This window comes from Pseudoxanthomonas sp. LjRoot125 (assembly GCF_964252705.1).
In the GTDB taxonomy this organism is placed as follows: Bacteria; Pseudomonadota; Gammaproteobacteria; order Xanthomonadales; family Xanthomonadaceae; genus Pseudoxanthomonas_A.
In genome coordinates this window covers 1,043,052-1,057,678 of the sequence record NZ_CAXUOY020000001.1, presented here as the reverse complement: position 1 = coordinate 1,057,678, position 14,627 = coordinate 1,043,052, and the positions used below count along the sequence as shown (strand labels likewise).

The 14,627-nt window shown below is 68.1% G+C and carries 21 protein-coding genes and 1 other RNA gene; 16 read left to right on the top strand and 6 right to left on the bottom strand.

Annotated elements, in window-relative coordinates; genetic code table 11:
* Positions 1–76: 76 nt before the first annotated feature.
* From ACSION_RS04790 to rpiA, 6 genes are all read left to right on the top strand, one after another.
* A complete protein-coding gene (locus tag ACSION_RS04790; protein WP_435306655.1) occupies positions 77–298 on the top strand; it encodes a TIGR02449 family protein in 222 nt (73 codons plus the stop codon).
* Positions 295–591: a cell division protein ZapA gene (locus ACSION_RS04785; protein ID WP_093490083.1), complete on the top strand. Its 297-nt coding sequence runs from the start codon at positions 295–297 to the stop codon at positions 589–591. Before ACSION_RS04790 ends, ACSION_RS04785 begins: the two co-directional genes overlap by 4 nt.
* A gap of 84 nt (positions 592–675) precedes the next feature.
* Positions 676–861, top strand: a non-coding RNA gene (ssrS, locus tag ACSION_RS04780) — 6S RNA.
* 206 nt (positions 862–1,067) lie between these two features.
* A complete protein-coding gene (locus ACSION_RS04775) occupies positions 1,068–1,670 on the top strand; it encodes a 5-formyltetrahydrofolate cyclo-ligase (protein WP_435305080.1) in 603 nt (200 codons plus the stop codon).
* On the top strand, positions 1,667–2,134 hold the full coding sequence (locus ACSION_RS04770) for an EVE domain-containing protein (RefSeq protein ID WP_435305079.1): 468 nt from the start codon (positions 1,667–1,669) through the stop codon (positions 2,132–2,134). The genes ACSION_RS04775 and ACSION_RS04770 overlap by 4 nt, the downstream gene beginning before the upstream one ends.
* A gap of 33 nt (positions 2,135–2,167) precedes the next feature.
* Positions 2,168–2,818 (top strand): ribose-5-phosphate isomerase RpiA, encoded by a 651-nt coding sequence (rpiA, locus tag ACSION_RS04765; RefSeq protein ID WP_435305078.1) that lies wholly within the window; start codon positions 2,168–2,170, stop codon positions 2,816–2,818.
* Between the two features lie 10 nt (positions 2,819–2,828).
* On the opposite strand, the gene ACSION_RS04760 is transcribed toward rpiA, so the two are convergent.
* Positions 2,829–3,218, bottom strand: a complete 390-nt coding sequence (locus ACSION_RS04760) for a helix-turn-helix domain-containing protein (RefSeq protein ID WP_435305077.1) — start codon at positions 3,216–3,218, stop codon at positions 2,829–2,831.
* Positions 3,219–3,369: 151 nt separating this feature from the next.
* On the opposite strand from ACSION_RS04760, the gene ACSION_RS04755 reads away from it, so the two are divergent.
* From ACSION_RS04755 to ACSION_RS04740, 4 genes are read left to right on the top strand one after another with little or no spacing between them, the layout of a single operon-like run.
* Positions 3,370–3,834 carry a hypothetical protein gene (locus ACSION_RS04755; RefSeq protein ID WP_435305076.1) on the top strand — a complete coding sequence of 155 codons (465 nt, stop codon included), beginning with the start codon at positions 3,370–3,372 and terminating at the stop codon, positions 3,832–3,834.
* 59 nt (positions 3,835–3,893) lie between these two features.
* Complete coding sequence (locus ACSION_RS04750; RefSeq protein WP_435305075.1) at positions 3,894–4,340, top strand: DUF192 domain-containing protein; 447 nt, start codon at positions 3,894–3,896, stop codon at positions 4,338–4,340.
* Positions 4,341–4,378: 38 nt separating this feature from the next.
* Positions 4,379–5,227 carry a SirB1 family protein gene (locus ACSION_RS04745; RefSeq protein WP_435305074.1) on the top strand — a complete coding sequence of 283 codons (849 nt, stop codon included), beginning with the start codon at positions 4,379–4,381 and terminating at the stop codon, positions 5,225–5,227.
* On the top strand, positions 5,227–5,853 hold the full coding sequence (locus ACSION_RS04740; protein ID WP_435305073.1) for a hypothetical protein: 627 nt from the start codon (positions 5,227–5,229) through the stop codon (positions 5,851–5,853). Before ACSION_RS04745 ends, ACSION_RS04740 begins: the two co-directional genes overlap by 1 nt.
* Before the next feature lie 15 nt (positions 5,854–5,868).
* On the opposite strand, the gene ACSION_RS04735 is transcribed toward ACSION_RS04740, so the two are convergent.
* Entirely contained in the window at positions 5,869–6,093 is a 225-nt protein-coding gene (locus ACSION_RS04735) for a rubredoxin (protein WP_081420492.1), read from the bottom strand.
* A gap of 35 nt (positions 6,094–6,128) precedes the next feature.
* Between ACSION_RS04735 and thiE the strand changes: the two genes are divergently transcribed.
* The 6 genes from thiE to ACSION_RS04705 all read left to right on the top strand — a co-directional run bounded on the left by thiE (position 6,129) and on the right by ACSION_RS04705 (position 11,916).
* Positions 6,129–6,764, top strand: coding sequence for a thiamine phosphate synthase (gene thiE, locus ACSION_RS04730; protein ID WP_435305072.1), 636 nt, complete (start codon positions 6,129–6,131; stop codon positions 6,762–6,764).
* A gap of 33 nt (positions 6,765–6,797) precedes the next feature.
* Positions 6,798–8,090 carry a glutamate-1-semialdehyde 2,1-aminomutase gene (gene hemL, locus ACSION_RS04725; protein ID WP_435305071.1) on the top strand — a complete coding sequence of 431 codons (1,293 nt, stop codon included), beginning with the start codon at positions 6,798–6,800 and terminating at the stop codon, positions 8,088–8,090.
* Positions 8,087–8,716, top strand: a complete 630-nt coding sequence (locus ACSION_RS04720) for an HAD-IA family hydrolase (RefSeq protein WP_435305070.1) — start codon at positions 8,087–8,089, stop codon at positions 8,714–8,716. Before hemL ends, ACSION_RS04720 begins: the two co-directional genes overlap by 4 nt.
* Before the next feature lie 66 nt (positions 8,717–8,782).
* Positions 8,783–9,907, top strand: coding sequence for a type 1 glutamine amidotransferase domain-containing protein (locus ACSION_RS04715; protein WP_435305069.1), 1,125 nt, complete (start codon positions 8,783–8,785; stop codon positions 9,905–9,907).
* Between the two features lie 3 nt (positions 9,908–9,910).
* Positions 9,911–10,600 carry a response regulator transcription factor gene (locus tag ACSION_RS04710; protein WP_435305068.1) on the top strand — a complete coding sequence of 230 codons (690 nt, stop codon included), beginning with the start codon at positions 9,911–9,913 and terminating at the stop codon, positions 10,598–10,600.
* Entirely contained in the window at positions 10,597–11,916 is a 1,320-nt protein-coding gene (locus tag ACSION_RS04705) for a sensor histidine kinase (protein ID WP_435305067.1), read from the top strand. The genes ACSION_RS04710 and ACSION_RS04705 overlap by 4 nt, the downstream gene beginning before the upstream one ends.
* On the opposite strand, the gene ACSION_RS04700 is transcribed toward ACSION_RS04705, so the two are convergent.
* The 4 genes from ACSION_RS04700 to ACSION_RS04685 all read right to left on the bottom strand — a co-directional run bounded on the left by ACSION_RS04700 (position 11,891) and on the right by ACSION_RS04685 (position 14,612).
* Positions 11,891–13,123, bottom strand: coding sequence for an acetylornithine transaminase (locus ACSION_RS04700; RefSeq protein WP_435305066.1), 1,233 nt, complete (start codon positions 13,121–13,123; stop codon positions 11,891–11,893). The two genes, ACSION_RS04705 and ACSION_RS04700, sit on opposite strands and share 26 nt — an antisense overlap.
* Positions 13,124–13,203: 80 nt before the next feature.
* A complete protein-coding gene (locus tag ACSION_RS04695; RefSeq protein ID WP_435305065.1) occupies positions 13,204–13,734 on the bottom strand; it encodes a cysteine hydrolase family protein in 531 nt (176 codons plus the stop codon).
* A 25-nt stretch (positions 13,735–13,759) separates the two neighbouring features.
* Positions 13,760–14,197 (bottom strand): VOC family protein, encoded by a 438-nt coding sequence (locus ACSION_RS04690; RefSeq protein ID WP_435305064.1) that lies wholly within the window; start codon positions 14,195–14,197, stop codon positions 13,760–13,762.
* Positions 14,198–14,204: 7 nt separating this feature from the next.
* Positions 14,205–14,612 (bottom strand): DoxX family protein, encoded by a 408-nt coding sequence (locus tag ACSION_RS04685; RefSeq protein ID WP_435305063.1) that lies wholly within the window; start codon positions 14,610–14,612, stop codon positions 14,205–14,207.
* Positions 14,613–14,627 lie beyond the last annotated feature (15 nt).

The following is a 14,627-nucleotide window of genomic DNA, read 5'->3' as shown; positions in this document are numbered from 1 at the left end:
CGCGTCGCGACCGCCGTCGCATCCCCTGCCCGGCCGCCCTTGACCACCCGCCGAGCGCATGCCTATCGTGGCCGCCATGGACAACGCCGACCTGCTCGACCAGCTCCGCGCGCTCAGCGCGCGCATCCAGGACCTGGCGGACCGCTGCCAGCGGCTGTCCGAGGAAAACCGCAGCCTGCGCAACCAGCAGGAGCAACTGGTGGGCGAACGTTCGCAACTGCTGGCCAAGAACGAACAGGCGCGTTCGCGGGTCGAAGCGATGATCAGCCGCCTGAAATCCCTGGAGCAGCACACGTGAGCGCCACCGAGCCCGTCAGCGTCCACATCCTCGACCGCGAGTACACCGTGGGCGTCTCGCCCGACGAGCGCTCCGGCCTGATGGCGGCCGCCAAGCTGCTCGATAGCCGCATGCGCGAAGTGCGCGGCAGCAACCGCATGGCGGCCGTGGATCGCGTGGCCGTGCTTGCCGCACTGAACCTGGCACACGAATTGCAGCAGCTGCGCGATGAACAACACGCGCGCAATCGCGATGTCGAACGCACGCTGCAGGACCTGCATCGCAAGCTCGACGCCGCACTCGGTGCGCCGTAACGGCATACGCACCACACCGACTGCGGACTGAATCCGCCGACGAACGGGCTAGGCAACTTTTTCCAACTCGCTATACTGGTCTCGCGTCCTCTGCTGTCCTCGACAGCGCACGCAAACATTCGCCTTGTCCCTTAATGACGACCACGGGATGGCGACGGTACCGGGAGTGCAGGTCTGCCTTGCAGCGGAAAGCCCGATGGTTCCCCAGCCTTCCCACTTGAACCCCGGGTTCAAGGTCGTTTCGTGAGCATCGTTGATGGCGGAGGACGTATTTTTCCCGCGGCAGCGGCATCAGCCGCGACCCGGCCGGTCCTGTTGCACCCGCCCTTGAGCGGGATGACTTCGAAACGAAGCCGATTGCACCGGGGACCCGACGCCAAGGGCCGTGACTGACGCCGCTCCCGCGGTCCCACCCCGGCAACGCCGGGGCGCATGCCGTAAAATTCGCGCATGCCCACCCACTCCCCCCTGCGATCATGACGGCACAGCGCGATGCGCTGCGTCGCGACCTGCGCGCTCGCCGTAAGGCCATCTCCGCCGCCGAACGCATCGCCGGGGCCGATGCCCTCGCCGCGCGCCTGCTGGCGCTGCCGTTCGCGCCATCGAACGGCCATGTGGCCGGCTACTGGGCGATGGATGGGGAGATCGGGCTGCACAGCTGGCAACTGCGCCTGCCAAAGAGCGTGGTCTATTGCCTGCCGGTGCTGGCCGAGGACGAAACCCTGCGCTTCGCGCCGTGGCGTCCCGGTGGTGACCTGGTGACCAACCGCTACGGCATTCCCGAACCCGACATCGATCCGCGCTCCGGGCTCTCTGCGAGCGAGATGGCGCTGATCGCCGTGCCGCTGGTGGGCTTCGACGGCGCCGGCCACCGCCTCGGCATGGGCGGCGGCTGGTACGACCGCACGCTGGCGTCGCGCTTGCGACACCCCGCGCCGCCCTGGCTCGTCGGCGTGGGCTTCGAGGCGCAGCGCGTCGCGTCGGTCGGGGCCCAGGCCTGGGACGTGCCATTGGATGCCATCTGCACCGAACGCGACACCCTCACTCCTTCTGCCGTTCCGCTGGAACTCCCGCAATGACCGCACGCAAGCACTACTGGCTGATGAAGTCGGAGCCGGACGCCTTCTCGATCGACAACCTGAAGAAGGTCGGCACGGAGCCATGGAACGGCGTGCGCAACTACCAGGCGCGCAATTTCATGCGCGCCATGCAGGTCGGCGACGGCGTGCTGTTCTACCACTCCAACTGCAAGGAACCCGGCATCGTCGGCACTGCCACCGTGGCGACGGCGGCCTATCCGGACGATACCCAGTTCAACCCCAAGTCCGACTACTACGATCCCAAGAGCACGCGCGAAGAACCGCGCTGGTCGCTGGTGGACGTGAAGTTCGACCGCAAGCTCAAGCGCACGATCACGCTCGACGAGATCAAGCAGCATGGCGACGCCCTCGGCGAAGGCTTCGCGCTGATCCAGCGCGGCAACCGGCTGTCCGTGTTGCCGGTCACCGCCGCGCAGTGGAAATTCCTGCTCGCGCTTGAGTGAACCTCTTTCTCCCTTCCTGATACCGAAATTCCCATGAGCGAAGCAAAGCGCCTGGCCGGCGAAAAGGCCATCGAGTTCGTCGAGGACGGCATGATCGTCGGCGTGGGCACCGGCTCCACCGTCGCCTTCTTCATCGATGCGCTGGCCGGCATCAAGGACCGCATCAAGGGCGCGGTCTCCAGTTCCGAGCAAAGCACCGCGCGGCTGAAGCAGCACGGCATCGAAGTGCTCGACCTCAACCACACCGGCACACTGTCGCTGTACGTGGACGGCGCCGACGAATGCGACCCGCACAAGCGCCTGATCAAGGGCGGCGGCGCCGCGCTGACGCGCGAGAAGATCATCGCCGAGGCCAGCAAGCAGTTCGTGTGCATCGTCGACCCGAGCAAGCAGGTGCCGGTGCTCGGCAAGTTCCCGCTGCCGGTGGAAGTCATCCCGATGGCGCGCAGCCTGGTCGCGCGCGAGATCCTGGCGTTGACCGGCGGCCAGCCGGTCTGGCGCGACGGTACGGTGACCGACAACGGCAACCTGATTCTGGACATCCACAACCTGTCGATCACGGATCCTGTAGCGGTGGAACGCGAGATCAACCAGATCCCCGGCGTCGTCAGCGTGGGCCTGTTCGCCCGCCGTCCGGCGGATATCGTCATCGTCGGCGGCGAACCGCCGATCGTACTGAAGTGATCGGCGGCGCTTAGGCGCTTTCCGACAAGGCCTTCACCAACTCGCCGACGAGTTCGCGCTTCTTCGGAGGCAGTTGCAGGAAGGCCTCCACGACCTGTCGTTCGCGGCTGCCGGCGCCGGCCGGCCACGGCGGCCGCGCTTCCGCCACGCGCGAGCGCGGCGACACCCCGAACCGCAGCGCATGCGGTTCGACGCCGAGCAGATCGGCCATCACCTGCAGCTTGTCCTGCTCCGGCAGCGCGCGCCCCCTGAGCCAGCGCGAGACCGTCTGGAATGTGACGGATGAGCCGCGATATTTCGCGTTGAAAAGATGGAACAGGACAATCGGGCGCGGCTCGTAGCCGGCCTGCTGCATCGCGTGCACGAGGCGTTGCGCGAATTTTTCTCGTTCGTCTGCCATGCCGGAAACTTACGCGCACGGGCAAGGGCACGCATCACTATCAAAGTTAATTGACGCGAACATTTTGTGTTCATATATTCGACGACGACAGGCATGCCCAGCGCGCTCACACAGGCATCGCCGCAGGCCCCGGCACAGCAAGGAGTGCTCCATGCCCATCTCACAGGATTTACCCGAATCGTCGACGGACATGGAAGAGGTCGTGCCGGTCGCGCCGACGATCCGGGGCATCGACGACGGACCCAGCCCCCTGGAACAAGCACTCCAGGCGCTGCAATGCGGTCCCGGACAAAGCCTGGCCGACCCCGGCATCACCCTGTTGTCGCCCGCGCATCTCGACCTGCTGTACATGAGTGCACGCCTGCAGGCTGAGCAGTGCCATGACGGCGTGCTGCTGTTGCTCGACCTGATGCACGGCGCACAAACCCATGGCGCGCAACCCGACGCTGCACTGATGCAACGCTTCGTCGAGCAACTCCATCACCTGTGCCGCGACCAGCAGCGGTGGCACGCGCTGGCCGACAACGCGGCGTACTACCGGGACAACAGCCGCGTGACGGACCGCATCGCGAGTTGGGTGCGGGTGCAGGTGCCGGCGGATGCACCTCTTGGCTGAGCCGGCGCCGCGGTCGGAGCCATGGCGTAGACTGTCGCCCCCGATCGCCGGAAGCCGCCATGCGCCGCATGTCCCCCGCCCTGCTCGTCTCCGCCCTCCTGCTCAGCGGCTGCGCCAGTGGCGGTGAATGGGTCGAGATCGGCGGCAAGCGCTATACCGTCGAGATCGCCGACGACGACACCGAGCGCGCGCGCGGCCTGATGTTCCGCGACACGCTGGCGGACGGCACCGGCATGCTCTTCATCCACGAGGCCGAGGAACCGCAGGCCTACTGGATGAAGAACACGCGCATCCCGCTGGACATCCTGTACTTCGACGAGGGCCGCAAGCTGGTCACCCAGCAGCGCAACGTGCCGCCCTGCTCGGCGGGCGACGCCTGCCCGTCCTACCCCAGCGACGAACCGGCCCGCTTCGTGCTGGAACTGAATGCCGGCGAAGCCGAGCGCCTCAAGCTCGAGGATGGTGCCGAGCTCACTCTCGGCAAGGGCATTCCGCCCGTCCGCTGAGGCTTGATTCGCGGTGGAATTGGCCCCAGTCTGTCGGCATGGGGGATCGACTGACATTGCCGGAATGGAATGCGTTGGCCAGCCAGCCCGATGAAACGGTGCCGCTGCTGGAAACTGCGCTGCTGATCGCGCGCGACGAATATCCCGGACTGGACCCCGATCTCTACGACACGCTGGTCCAGAGTCACGCCGAGCATCTCCGTCACGAGATCGCCACGATCGAGCCATGGCCGCTGAAGATGGCCGCGATCAATCGGCACCTGTTCGATGAACTCGGCTACACCGGCAACCACGACGAGTACTACGACCCGCGCAACAGCTACCTCAACGAGGTGTTCGAGCGCCGACTCGGCAATCCGGTGTCGCTGGCGATGGTGCAGATGGAAGTCGCGCGCCGGCTGGGCGTGCCGCTGGATGGCGTGTCGTTCCCTGGCCATTTCCTGGTGCGCCTGCCGGTCGACGATGGCCTGCTGGTGATGGACCCCTTCAACGGTGGCCGCCCGCTCGGCGTGGACGAGCTGCGCGAACGCGCCAAGCCGCACCTGGGCGGCGACATCCCCGACGACGCCGCGCTGTTGCACATCCTCAACCCTGCCTCGCACCGCGCCATCCTCGTGCGCACGCTGCGCAACCTGCATGGCGTGTATGCCGAACGCGAGGAATGGGACCGCGCCGCGCGCTGCGCCGACCGCGTGCTGAAGCTCACGCCCGACCAGCCCGACGCCCTGCGCGACCGCGGCCAGGCATACCTGAAGATGGATTATCGCGCTGGCGCGCAACGCGACCTTGCCCGGTACCTGCATCTGTCACCGGAAGCGAAGGACGCAGCAGAACTACGCGAACAACTGGTGGAACTCAGCGCGGTGCGCACCTCGCGGATGCATTGATGCATCGCCTCCTGACGACGTGGATGCTGGGCATCCCGGTTGCACTCCTGGCCACCACTGCTGCCGCCCAGGCATTGCCGGAAGAGCCTGCGCTGCTTCACTTCGTTCGCGACTATGCGACCGCCGCCGGGCTACCCGACCTGAGGCGTGTCCGGCCCGCACCAGGCGCGACCGAAATCAGGGTATGGACCGGCTTTGGCGTCATCGCGCCAGACCATTCGATCGTCCTCAAGGTTTCCCCCGGCCAGCCCGTTGAGGGTCGCGCATTGAATCGTTTCCGCTATGACGCGGACGATGCCGATTCCATGCGCACTCTGCTGAATGAATGCCATGCCGATCCGTGGCGTCTGCATGACAGGGGGATCTGCGACGCGAGGTTGGCACGCCCTGCAGACTGGGCAGCGGTCCTGAGGGAACTCGAGCGTCTTGGGATCGCAACGCTCCCCGACGAATCGGCGCTGCCCGCTGCGAATCACAGGGTGAAAGATGGCGCCTCCGTCGTGGTCGAGGTCGCCACCTCTGAAGGCTATCGCGCCTACGCGTACTCGAATCCGGCCTTCCGAAACGAGCCCGAAGCCAGGGCGGCTGTTGACATCATGCGAACCGCGAATGAGGTCTTCCGCTGAGCCTGCCGAATGGGGTTAGGGCTCCAGCTCCACCATCTCGAAATCCTCCTTGCTGACGCCGCAGTCGGGGCAGGTCCAGTCATCGGGGATGTCTTCCCAGCGGGTGCCGGGGGCGATGCCTTCTTCCGGCAGGCCGTCGGCCTCGTGGTAGAGGAAGCCGCAGACCACGCACATCCAGGTGCGGAAGATGGTGGCGGTGGCGTCGGTCACGGGATAATGCCGGCTTGGAGGAGCGGCCATTGTCCCATCGCCGCCCGCGCACCGGAAGTTCGCCGATGACATCCCTGCCCCCGTCCGTCCGCAGCGCCCGCGGGCTGTACCTGATCACCCCGGAGGAGCCGGACACCGCCCGCCTGCTGCCGCGGGTGGCGACGGTACTGCCGCAGGCGACTTGGCTGCAGTACCGGCAGAAGGACGCCGACGCCGGGCGACGCCTGGCGCAGGCCACGGCGCTGCAGGCGCTGTGCGTCGACGCTGGCGTGCCCCTGATCGTCAACGACGACGTGGCGCTCGCTGCCGCGGTCGGTGCCGCCGGCGTGCACCTCGGGGAGGACGATGGCGACATCGCCGCCGCGCGCGCGCTGTTGGGCCCGGAGGCCATCGTCGGTGCCTCCTGCTACGACGAGCACGCGCTCGCCGAACGCGCGGTGGCGGCAGGCGCCAGCTACGTGGCGTTCGGGGCCTTCTTCCCGACCACCAGCAAAGTCACCACGCGCCGCGCCACACCGGCATTGCTGGCCGATGCCGCCGCGCTGGGTGTCCCGCGGGTGGCGATAGGCGGCATTACCCCGGACAATATGGGCCCGCTGGTGGCGGCCGGCGCCGACCTGGTCGCCGTGATCGGCGGCGTGTTCGAAGCGGCCGATCCCGTCGCCGCTGCCAAGGCCTATGCCGCCGCGTTCGCGCGCTGACATCCCCCTGTTTCTGCTCCCCCTGGAATCCCCATGAACCACGACCAGTCCCACGCCCTCTTCGCCCGCGCCCAGCAGTTGCTGCCCGGCGGCGTCAATTCGCCGGTGCGCGCGTTCAAGTCGGTCGGGGGCGAACCGTTCTTCGTGCAACGCGCCGATGGCGCGTACCTGCACGACGTCGATGGCAACCGCTACATCGACTACGTCGGCTCGTGGGGCCCGATGATCGTCGGCCACAACCATCCGACAGTGCGCGAGGCGGTGCAGGCGGCGATCCAGGACGGCCTGTCGTACGGCGCGCCCTGCCCCGCCGAAGTGACGATGGCCGAGACGATCACGCGTCTGGTGCCATCGTGCGAGATGGTGCGCATGGTCAACTCGGGCACCGAAGCCACGCTGTCAGCGATCCGCCTGGCGCGCGGCGCGACCGGGCGCAACCGCATCGTCAAGTTCGAAGGCTGCTACCACGGCCATGGCGATTCGTTCCTGGTGAAGGCCGGCAGCGGCATGCTGACGCTGGGCGTGCCGACCTCGCCCGGCGTGCCGGCGGGGCTGAGCGAACTGACGCTGACGCTGAGCTACAACGATGTCGACGGCGCGACCGCGTTGTTCGAACAGTACGGCGGCGAGATCGCCTGCCTGATCATCGAACCCGTCGTCGGCAACGCGAACTGCCTGCCGCCACGCGACGGCTACCTGCAGAACCTGCGCGCCCTGTGCACGCAGCATGGCGCGCTGTTGATCTTCGACGAAGTGATGACCGGTTTCCGCGTCGCCCTCGGCGGGGCGCAGGCGCATTACGGCATCACGCCGGACCTGACCACCTTCGGCAAGATCATCGGCGGCGGCATGCCGGTGGGTGCCTATGGCGGCCGTCGCGACCTGATGCAGCAGATCGCGCCAGCCGGCCCGATCTACCAGGCCGGCACGCTGAGCGGCAATCCGGTGGCGATGGCCGCGGGCCTGGCGATGCTGGAGCTCATCCAGGCACCCGGCTTCCACGACGGCCTCGCCGCGGCGACGGCGGCGCTCTGTGATGGCCTGGAAGCCGCCGCGCGCGACGCCGGTGTAGCGCTGACCACCACGCGCGTCGGCGCGATGTTCGGCCTGTTCTTCACCGATCAGCAAGTGGACACGTATGCGCAGGCCATCGCCTGCGACACCGCAGCGTTCAACCGCTTCTTCCACGCAATGCTGGAACGCGGCGTGTACCTGGCGCCGTCGGCGTTCGAAGCCGGCTTCATGTCCAGCGCGCACACGCCCGACGTCATCGACGCGACGATCGCCGCCGCCCGCGAGGCCTTCAAGGTCGTCGCCGCGGGATGAAGCCCCGCATCCACCAGGTGCTGTTCGATTTCGACGGCGTCCTGGCCCACTACCGGCACGAGGTGCGCATCGCGCACCTCGCTGCGCATGCGGGCTGCGCCTCCGAACGGGTGCGCGAGGTGTTGTTCGTCTCGGGCCTGGAAACCGAGTACGACAGCGGCACGATCGACACCGCCGCCTATCTCGGCCGACTGGGCGAGGGATTGGGCGCGATGGTGGATGAAGACACGTGGCTGGCTTCGCGCATGGCGGGCAGCACGGCCATCGACGGCGTGCTGGAGCGCATCGCGGCGCTGCACCCCGCGCTCTCCCTGGGCGTGCTGACCAACAACGGCCTGATGATGACGCGTGCGATCCCCCGCATCGTCGCGCCGATGGCGGCACGCATCGAGGGCCGCGTGCTGACCAGCGGCGGACTGCAGATGCGAAAGCCGGCGACGGCGACGTTCACGCGTGCGCTAGACGTGCTGGGCTGGGACGCCGGCAGCACGCTGTTCGTCGACGACAAGTTCACCAACGTGCAGGGCGCGCGCGACGCCGGCCTGCATGCCGAGACCGTCACCGATGCGCGCAGCTTCGGCAAGGCGCTGAAGCGTTACGTGTTCGGCCCGCAGACGGGTTGGTAGCGCGCGTTTGAAGCTTGGTTGATCCGGGCGCGGGAGACTGGCGGCCTTCCCTCGGAGATCCGTCCCATGCCCCTGATTCCCAACGCCCTGCGCCAGCTGGGCGCAGCCCTCCTCTTCGCCGTGGTACTGCCCGCGTACGCCGCCGTGCCCGACAAGGTGCTGATCGTCGTCAGCGGCGAGGGCCGCGACCAGGGCAAGACCCGTCCCGGTTACGAGTTCGACGAACTGTCGCAAGCCTGGCTGATCTTCAAGGCCAATGGACTGAAGGTGGACGTCGCCAGTCCGCAGGGCGGTGCCGTGGAAGCCGACGAATACAACGCTCGGGAACCTTTCAACGCGGCGTTGCTCGGTGATGCAGAGGCCATGCGCACGCTGGCGGCGACGCGTTCGACGCGCGACGTGAAGGCGGCGGACTACGCGGCGATCTACGTCGTCGGCGGCAAGGGCGCGATGTTCGATCTGCCGCGCGACAACGCGCTGGCGTCGCTGCTGGCCGAAGCCTACATGCAGGGTGCCGTGATCGGCGCGGTCTGCCATGGGCCGGCCGCGCTGGTGGACGTGAAGCTCGGCGACGGCACATCGCTGGTTGCAGGCAAGGCGATGACCGGCTTCACGAATGAAGAGGAAGCCGTGTTCGGCAAGCGCTGGGCGAAGGAGTTCCCGTGGCAGCTCGAGGACGCGTTGCGCGGGCGCGGGGCGCGGTGGCAGGAAGCACCGCTGATGATGGCGAAGGTCGTCGTGGACGGGCGCCTGGTCACCGGGCAGAACCCTTACTCCACGCCCGGCGTCGCCGATGCCATCGTACGCGCGACCGGCCGTACGCCGGTGGTGCGCACGCCGTGGCGCGACGAGCTGACGATGGCGCTCGCCGCCCGGGCCCGCAGCGGCGATGTACGTGGCGCAGCAGATGCGCTGGCGCAGGATCGCGAGCGCTACCACGTGGACCTGCTGGGCATGCTGGGCTATTACCAGGCGCAGGCGGCGGGTGGCGACGACGACCTGCGGCATGCACTGACCCTGATGCAGTTGGCGATGCCGTACATGGCGCAGCCGCAGCTGAAGCTGGGTGCCGCCGAGGCCCATCTCCGCCTGGGCGAACGGGAACAGGCGAAATCACTGGTGCAGCAGGTGCTGGCGGGCAAGCCGGACATGGCCGAAGCTAAGGCCCTCCTGCAACGCATCGATGGTTGAACGATGACGGTACCTGCGGCCCGCATCCTGGTGATCGAAGACAACGCGCTGCTGCGGGCGCAGTTGCAGCACCTGTTCACCGATGCCGGCATGACCGTCGAGTTCGCTTCGGATGGCCTCAGCGGATTGCAGATGGCGCTCGACGCGCCGCCCGACGTGCTGGTGCTCGACGTGGGCTTGCCCGCACTCGATGGCCTGCGCCTGTGCGAGCGCCTGCGGGCGCAGGCCGATCGCCACGTCCCGGTACTGATGCTGACCGCGCGCGACGCGCTGGAGGACAAGCTGCAAGGCTTCCGCGCCGGCGCCGACGACTATCTGGTCAAGCCGTTCGCGGGCGCGGAACTGATCGCGCGCTGCCAGGCGCTCACGCAGCGACACCGCAGTGGCGAGACCCATGTCGTGCGGATCGGCACGCTGCGCATCGATCGGCGGCACGCGCTGGCAACACGACACGAGCTTCCGCTTGAACTGCACCAGACGGCGTACCAGATCCTGCTCGCCCTGGCCGAGGCGTGGCCACGGACTTTGACGCGCAGCGAGTTGATCCAGCGCCTATGGGGCGATGCGCCGCCGGAATCGGATCCGCTGCGCACGCATCTCTACCTGCTCCGCCAGGCGCTGGACAAGCCGTTTGCCACGCCGATGCTGAAAACCGTGCACGGCGTGGGCTTCCGGCTGGAAGCCGACGCATGAGCGCACCGATCCCGCCGCGCCGGCGGCTGCGCAACCGCATGATGCTGGTGTTCGCGGCGTTCACGCTGGTGCTGGCCGCGCTGTTCGGTCTCTACACGCTGCTCTTCGTCTACACGGTCGAGGACCAGCTGTTCGACACGCTGCTCGAGCGCGAGGCCGCGACGCAACGGGATCACTACGCCACGCATGGACGCTGGTCTCCGCCGCGCAACGGCTTCATGAGCGTGATCGAGCGGCGCGATGATCTTCCCGACGGGATCGGCCGCGTGCTGCGCGAGGAGCCCGCGCGGAGGGAGTTCGCCGGCGCGGACGGGCGCCACTACCACCTGCTGGCGCTGGATCCACCCGCACCGGCCACGCGCGCCTGGCTGGTCGCCGAAGTCAGCGGCCTGCTCGCGGTACGGCCGATGCGTGGTGAAATGCTGCAGCTGCTGGCCTGGACGGGCGCCATCGCCTTGGTGCTTGCGCTGCTCCTCGGCGGCTGGCTGGCGCGACGGACGACGGCACCGCTCTCGCGATTGGCGGACGCCGTCGGCGAAGCGACGCCGGAGCGACTGCCGCCGCACTTCGCTGCCGGCTTCCCCGACGATGAGGTCGGACTGCTCGCACGCCGCCTGGACGACCTGATCGCCCGCGTCCGCGCCTTCATCGATCGCGAACGCGAATTCACCCGCGACGCGAGCCATGAACTGCGCACGCCACTGACCGTGATCCGGGCCGCCAGCGAGCGCCTTTCCGCCGACACGACGCTGAGTGCCGACGCGCGCGCCAGCGTCGAACATATCGGACAGTCCGCCTCGCACCTGGAGCAAACCGTCGCCCTGCTGCTGGCGCTGGCACGCGAACAGCCCACGCCGCCAACGACGTCGACACCGGTCACGCGCGTACTCCCGGTGCTGGAGCGCGTCGTGGTGGAGCAGTCACCCTTACTGGAAGGCAAGCACGTACGGGTGGCGGTCGAGGTGCCCGCGGATCTCACCAGCACGCTGACGGTACCCGTGCTGCAGGTGCTGTTGGCCAACCTGATCGGGAATGCGTTCGCGCACACCCGCGAAGGCGACGTCGTCATCGTGGCCGACGGCGACGCGCTCTGCGTCAGCAATCCCGGGCACGCGGTCCGCGAGGGCGATTTCGCGCCCTTCGTGAAAGGCGGGGACAGCACCGGCTTCGGGCTGGGCCTGTCGATCGTGCGACGGCTGTGCGAACGGCACGCCATCGACTTGCGCTTCGAAGGCACCGCGGACGGCAGCACCGCCCGCCTTCGTCTCCGCCAGGACGCTCCCGGATCGCTCAGCCCGGCGTCGCGAACGCCCTGAGCGCAGCGTGGAGGCGTTTCAGTCCTTCGCCCACTTCTTCATCGGTGATGTTCAGCGCCGGCACGAAACGCAGTACGTCGGGCCCAGCCTGCAGCATGAGCAGGCCCTGCGCGGCGGCGAGGTCCAGCACTTCGCCTGCGCGGCCCGCGTATTTCGTGTTGAGCACGGCGCCCAGCATCAAGCCGCGACCGCGCACCTGCGCGAACAGGCCGAGTTCGGCGTTGATCGCATCGAGCCCCTTGCGCAGCGCCGCCGACTGGCGCGCCACGTTGTTGGCGATCTGTGTGGACGCCAGTTTGCGCAGCGCCACACGCGCCACCGCCGCGGCCAGCGGATTGCCGCCGAACGTGGTGCCGTGCGCGCCGAACTGCATCGCCTGCGCGACCTTCGGGCCGGCCAGCATCGCGCCGACCGGGAAGCCGCCGCCCAGCGCCTTCGCCAGGGTGACGATGTCGGGCACCACGCCGTCCTGCCAATGCGCGAACAGCGTGCCGGTGCGGCCCATGCCGGCCTGGATCTCGTCCAGCACCAGCAAGGCGCCGTAGTGATCGCACAGCGCGCGCACCGCGCTGAGGAAGCCGGGCGCGGCCGGCATCACGCCGCCCTCGCCCTGCACCGGCTCCAGCATCACCGCGGCCACGTCGCCGCAGGACATCGCGATCTCGAGCTGGGTCAGGTCGTTGAAGTCGACATAGCGGAAGCCGCCGGGCAACGGTTCGTAGCCTTCCTGGTATTTCGGCTGCGCGGTCGCGGTCACGGTCGCCAGCGTGCGGCCATGGAAGCTGCCCCGGAAGGTCACGATCACGCGCTGGTCGGAGGGCCGGCCCTGCGAGGCCGCCCACTTGCGCACCAGCTTGATCGCCGCTTCGTTGGCTTCCGCGCCGGAGTTGCACAGGAACACGCGCTCGGCGAACCGCGAGGCGGTGACCAGTTCCTCGGCCAGGCGCAGCGGCGGTTCGCTGTAGAACACGTTGCTGGTATGCCAGAGCTTGCCGGCCTGTTCGGTCAGTGCGGCGACCAGGTCCGGGTCGTTATGGCCTAATCCGCAGACCGCGATGCCGGCGGAGAGGTCCAGGTATTCCCGGCCCTCGCTGTCCCAGACGCGTGCGCCCTGGCCGCGCTCCAGGATGACCTCGCGCGGGCGGTACACCGGCAGGTAGTAGCGCTGGCCGTTGGCCAGCAGGTCGGCGGATGTCGTGGCGCTCATGGCGGCGGTTCGGCAGCGGAGATGGCGGCGTATTGTCGCCGATCAGGGAAGCGGCGCCAGCGGGCGCCGCAGCACGGGCCTCAGGCGGCGAAGGCGATCTCGGCGGCAGGCACTGCGCGGATGCCGACGCCGAAACTGCGGATCGCCGGCAGCGTGGCATTGTGGTGTTCGCGGATCCGGCCAGCATCCGCATGCGGCTTGTCGTGGGTCGTGTGCGCGTCCGACGCCAACAACACGTGGTAACCGTGCGCCGCGGCGCTGCGCGTCGTGGTGTCCACGCAGAATTCGGTGGCATACCCGCAGAGCACCACGGCTTCGACGCCGCAGAACGACAGCACTTCGTCCAGGCCCGTGCGCAGGAAGGAATCCGGCGTGGCCTTGCGGATGCGATGGTCACCCTGCTCTACCGCCAGCGCAGGATGCAGCGCCCAGCCTTCGGACTCGGGAACCAGGTCGTCGGCGCGCTCGTGCTGCACGAAGATCACCGGCGCACCTGCCTGCCTCGCCTTCGCCGACAGCACGTTGATGCGCTCGATGACGGCGTCGGCATCGGCGGGCGCCGGCTCGAACAGGCCACGTTGCACGTCGATCACGATCAGGGCGAGGTTCATCAGCGGTGCTCCTTGTTCGAATGCCTTACCAGCTTCCCGTATTCGCCATCGAAAGCCAAGGCTCCTGCGGCGGCAATGCCGCACCCTTTTGCAGCAGCTCGATCGAGATCAGGTCCGGCGTGCGCACGAAAGCCATGCGGCCGTCGCGCGGCGGGCGGTTGATGGTGATGCCCTGCGACTGCAGGTGCGTGCAGAGCGCGTAGATGTCGTCCACTTCGAACGCCAGGTGGCCGAAGTTGCGTGCGCTGCCGTAATCCTCGGCCGGCGCGCCGTCTTCCGGCGGCCAGTTGTAGGTCAGTTCGACCTCCGCCTCCGGATTGGCCGGTGCGCCGAAGTACACCAGCGTGAACCGGCCTTGCGGGCTTTCCATGCGGCGGGTTTCGGCCAGGCCCAGGCCTTGGGTGAGAAAACGGCGGGTGGCGTCCAGGTCGTGGACCCGGATCATGGCGTGCAGGTATTTCATCGCGATCTCATTTCGTAGGGGAGGCGCGCGGGCGGTGCGCCCACGCGTTGGCCAGCAGGCAGACCAGGATCAGCACGCTGTACTCGGCACCGTTGCGTCCCAGCCCGACGACGAACCAGCCTGCCGGCGCATGCACCAGCCAGATGCCGCACGCGTAGATCGCGGCGAACACCAGCGCGATCGGGGTGACCCAGCGACCGGCCGCGAACACGGGCGCAGCGACCAGTTCGAATACCGTGACGAACCACGCGATCGCAAGCCCGAACGGAAATCCTTGCCCCTCCAGGAAGCCGCCGAAGGGTGTCACTCCGTCGGCCCACACGCGTGCGACGCCATGGACGAAGAGCAGGGTGGCCAGTGCGATGCGGATGAAAGCCAGTGCCTGGCGTGCAGGAAGTTCGGCGGACGGCGTCATCGTGGCTCCGGGTGG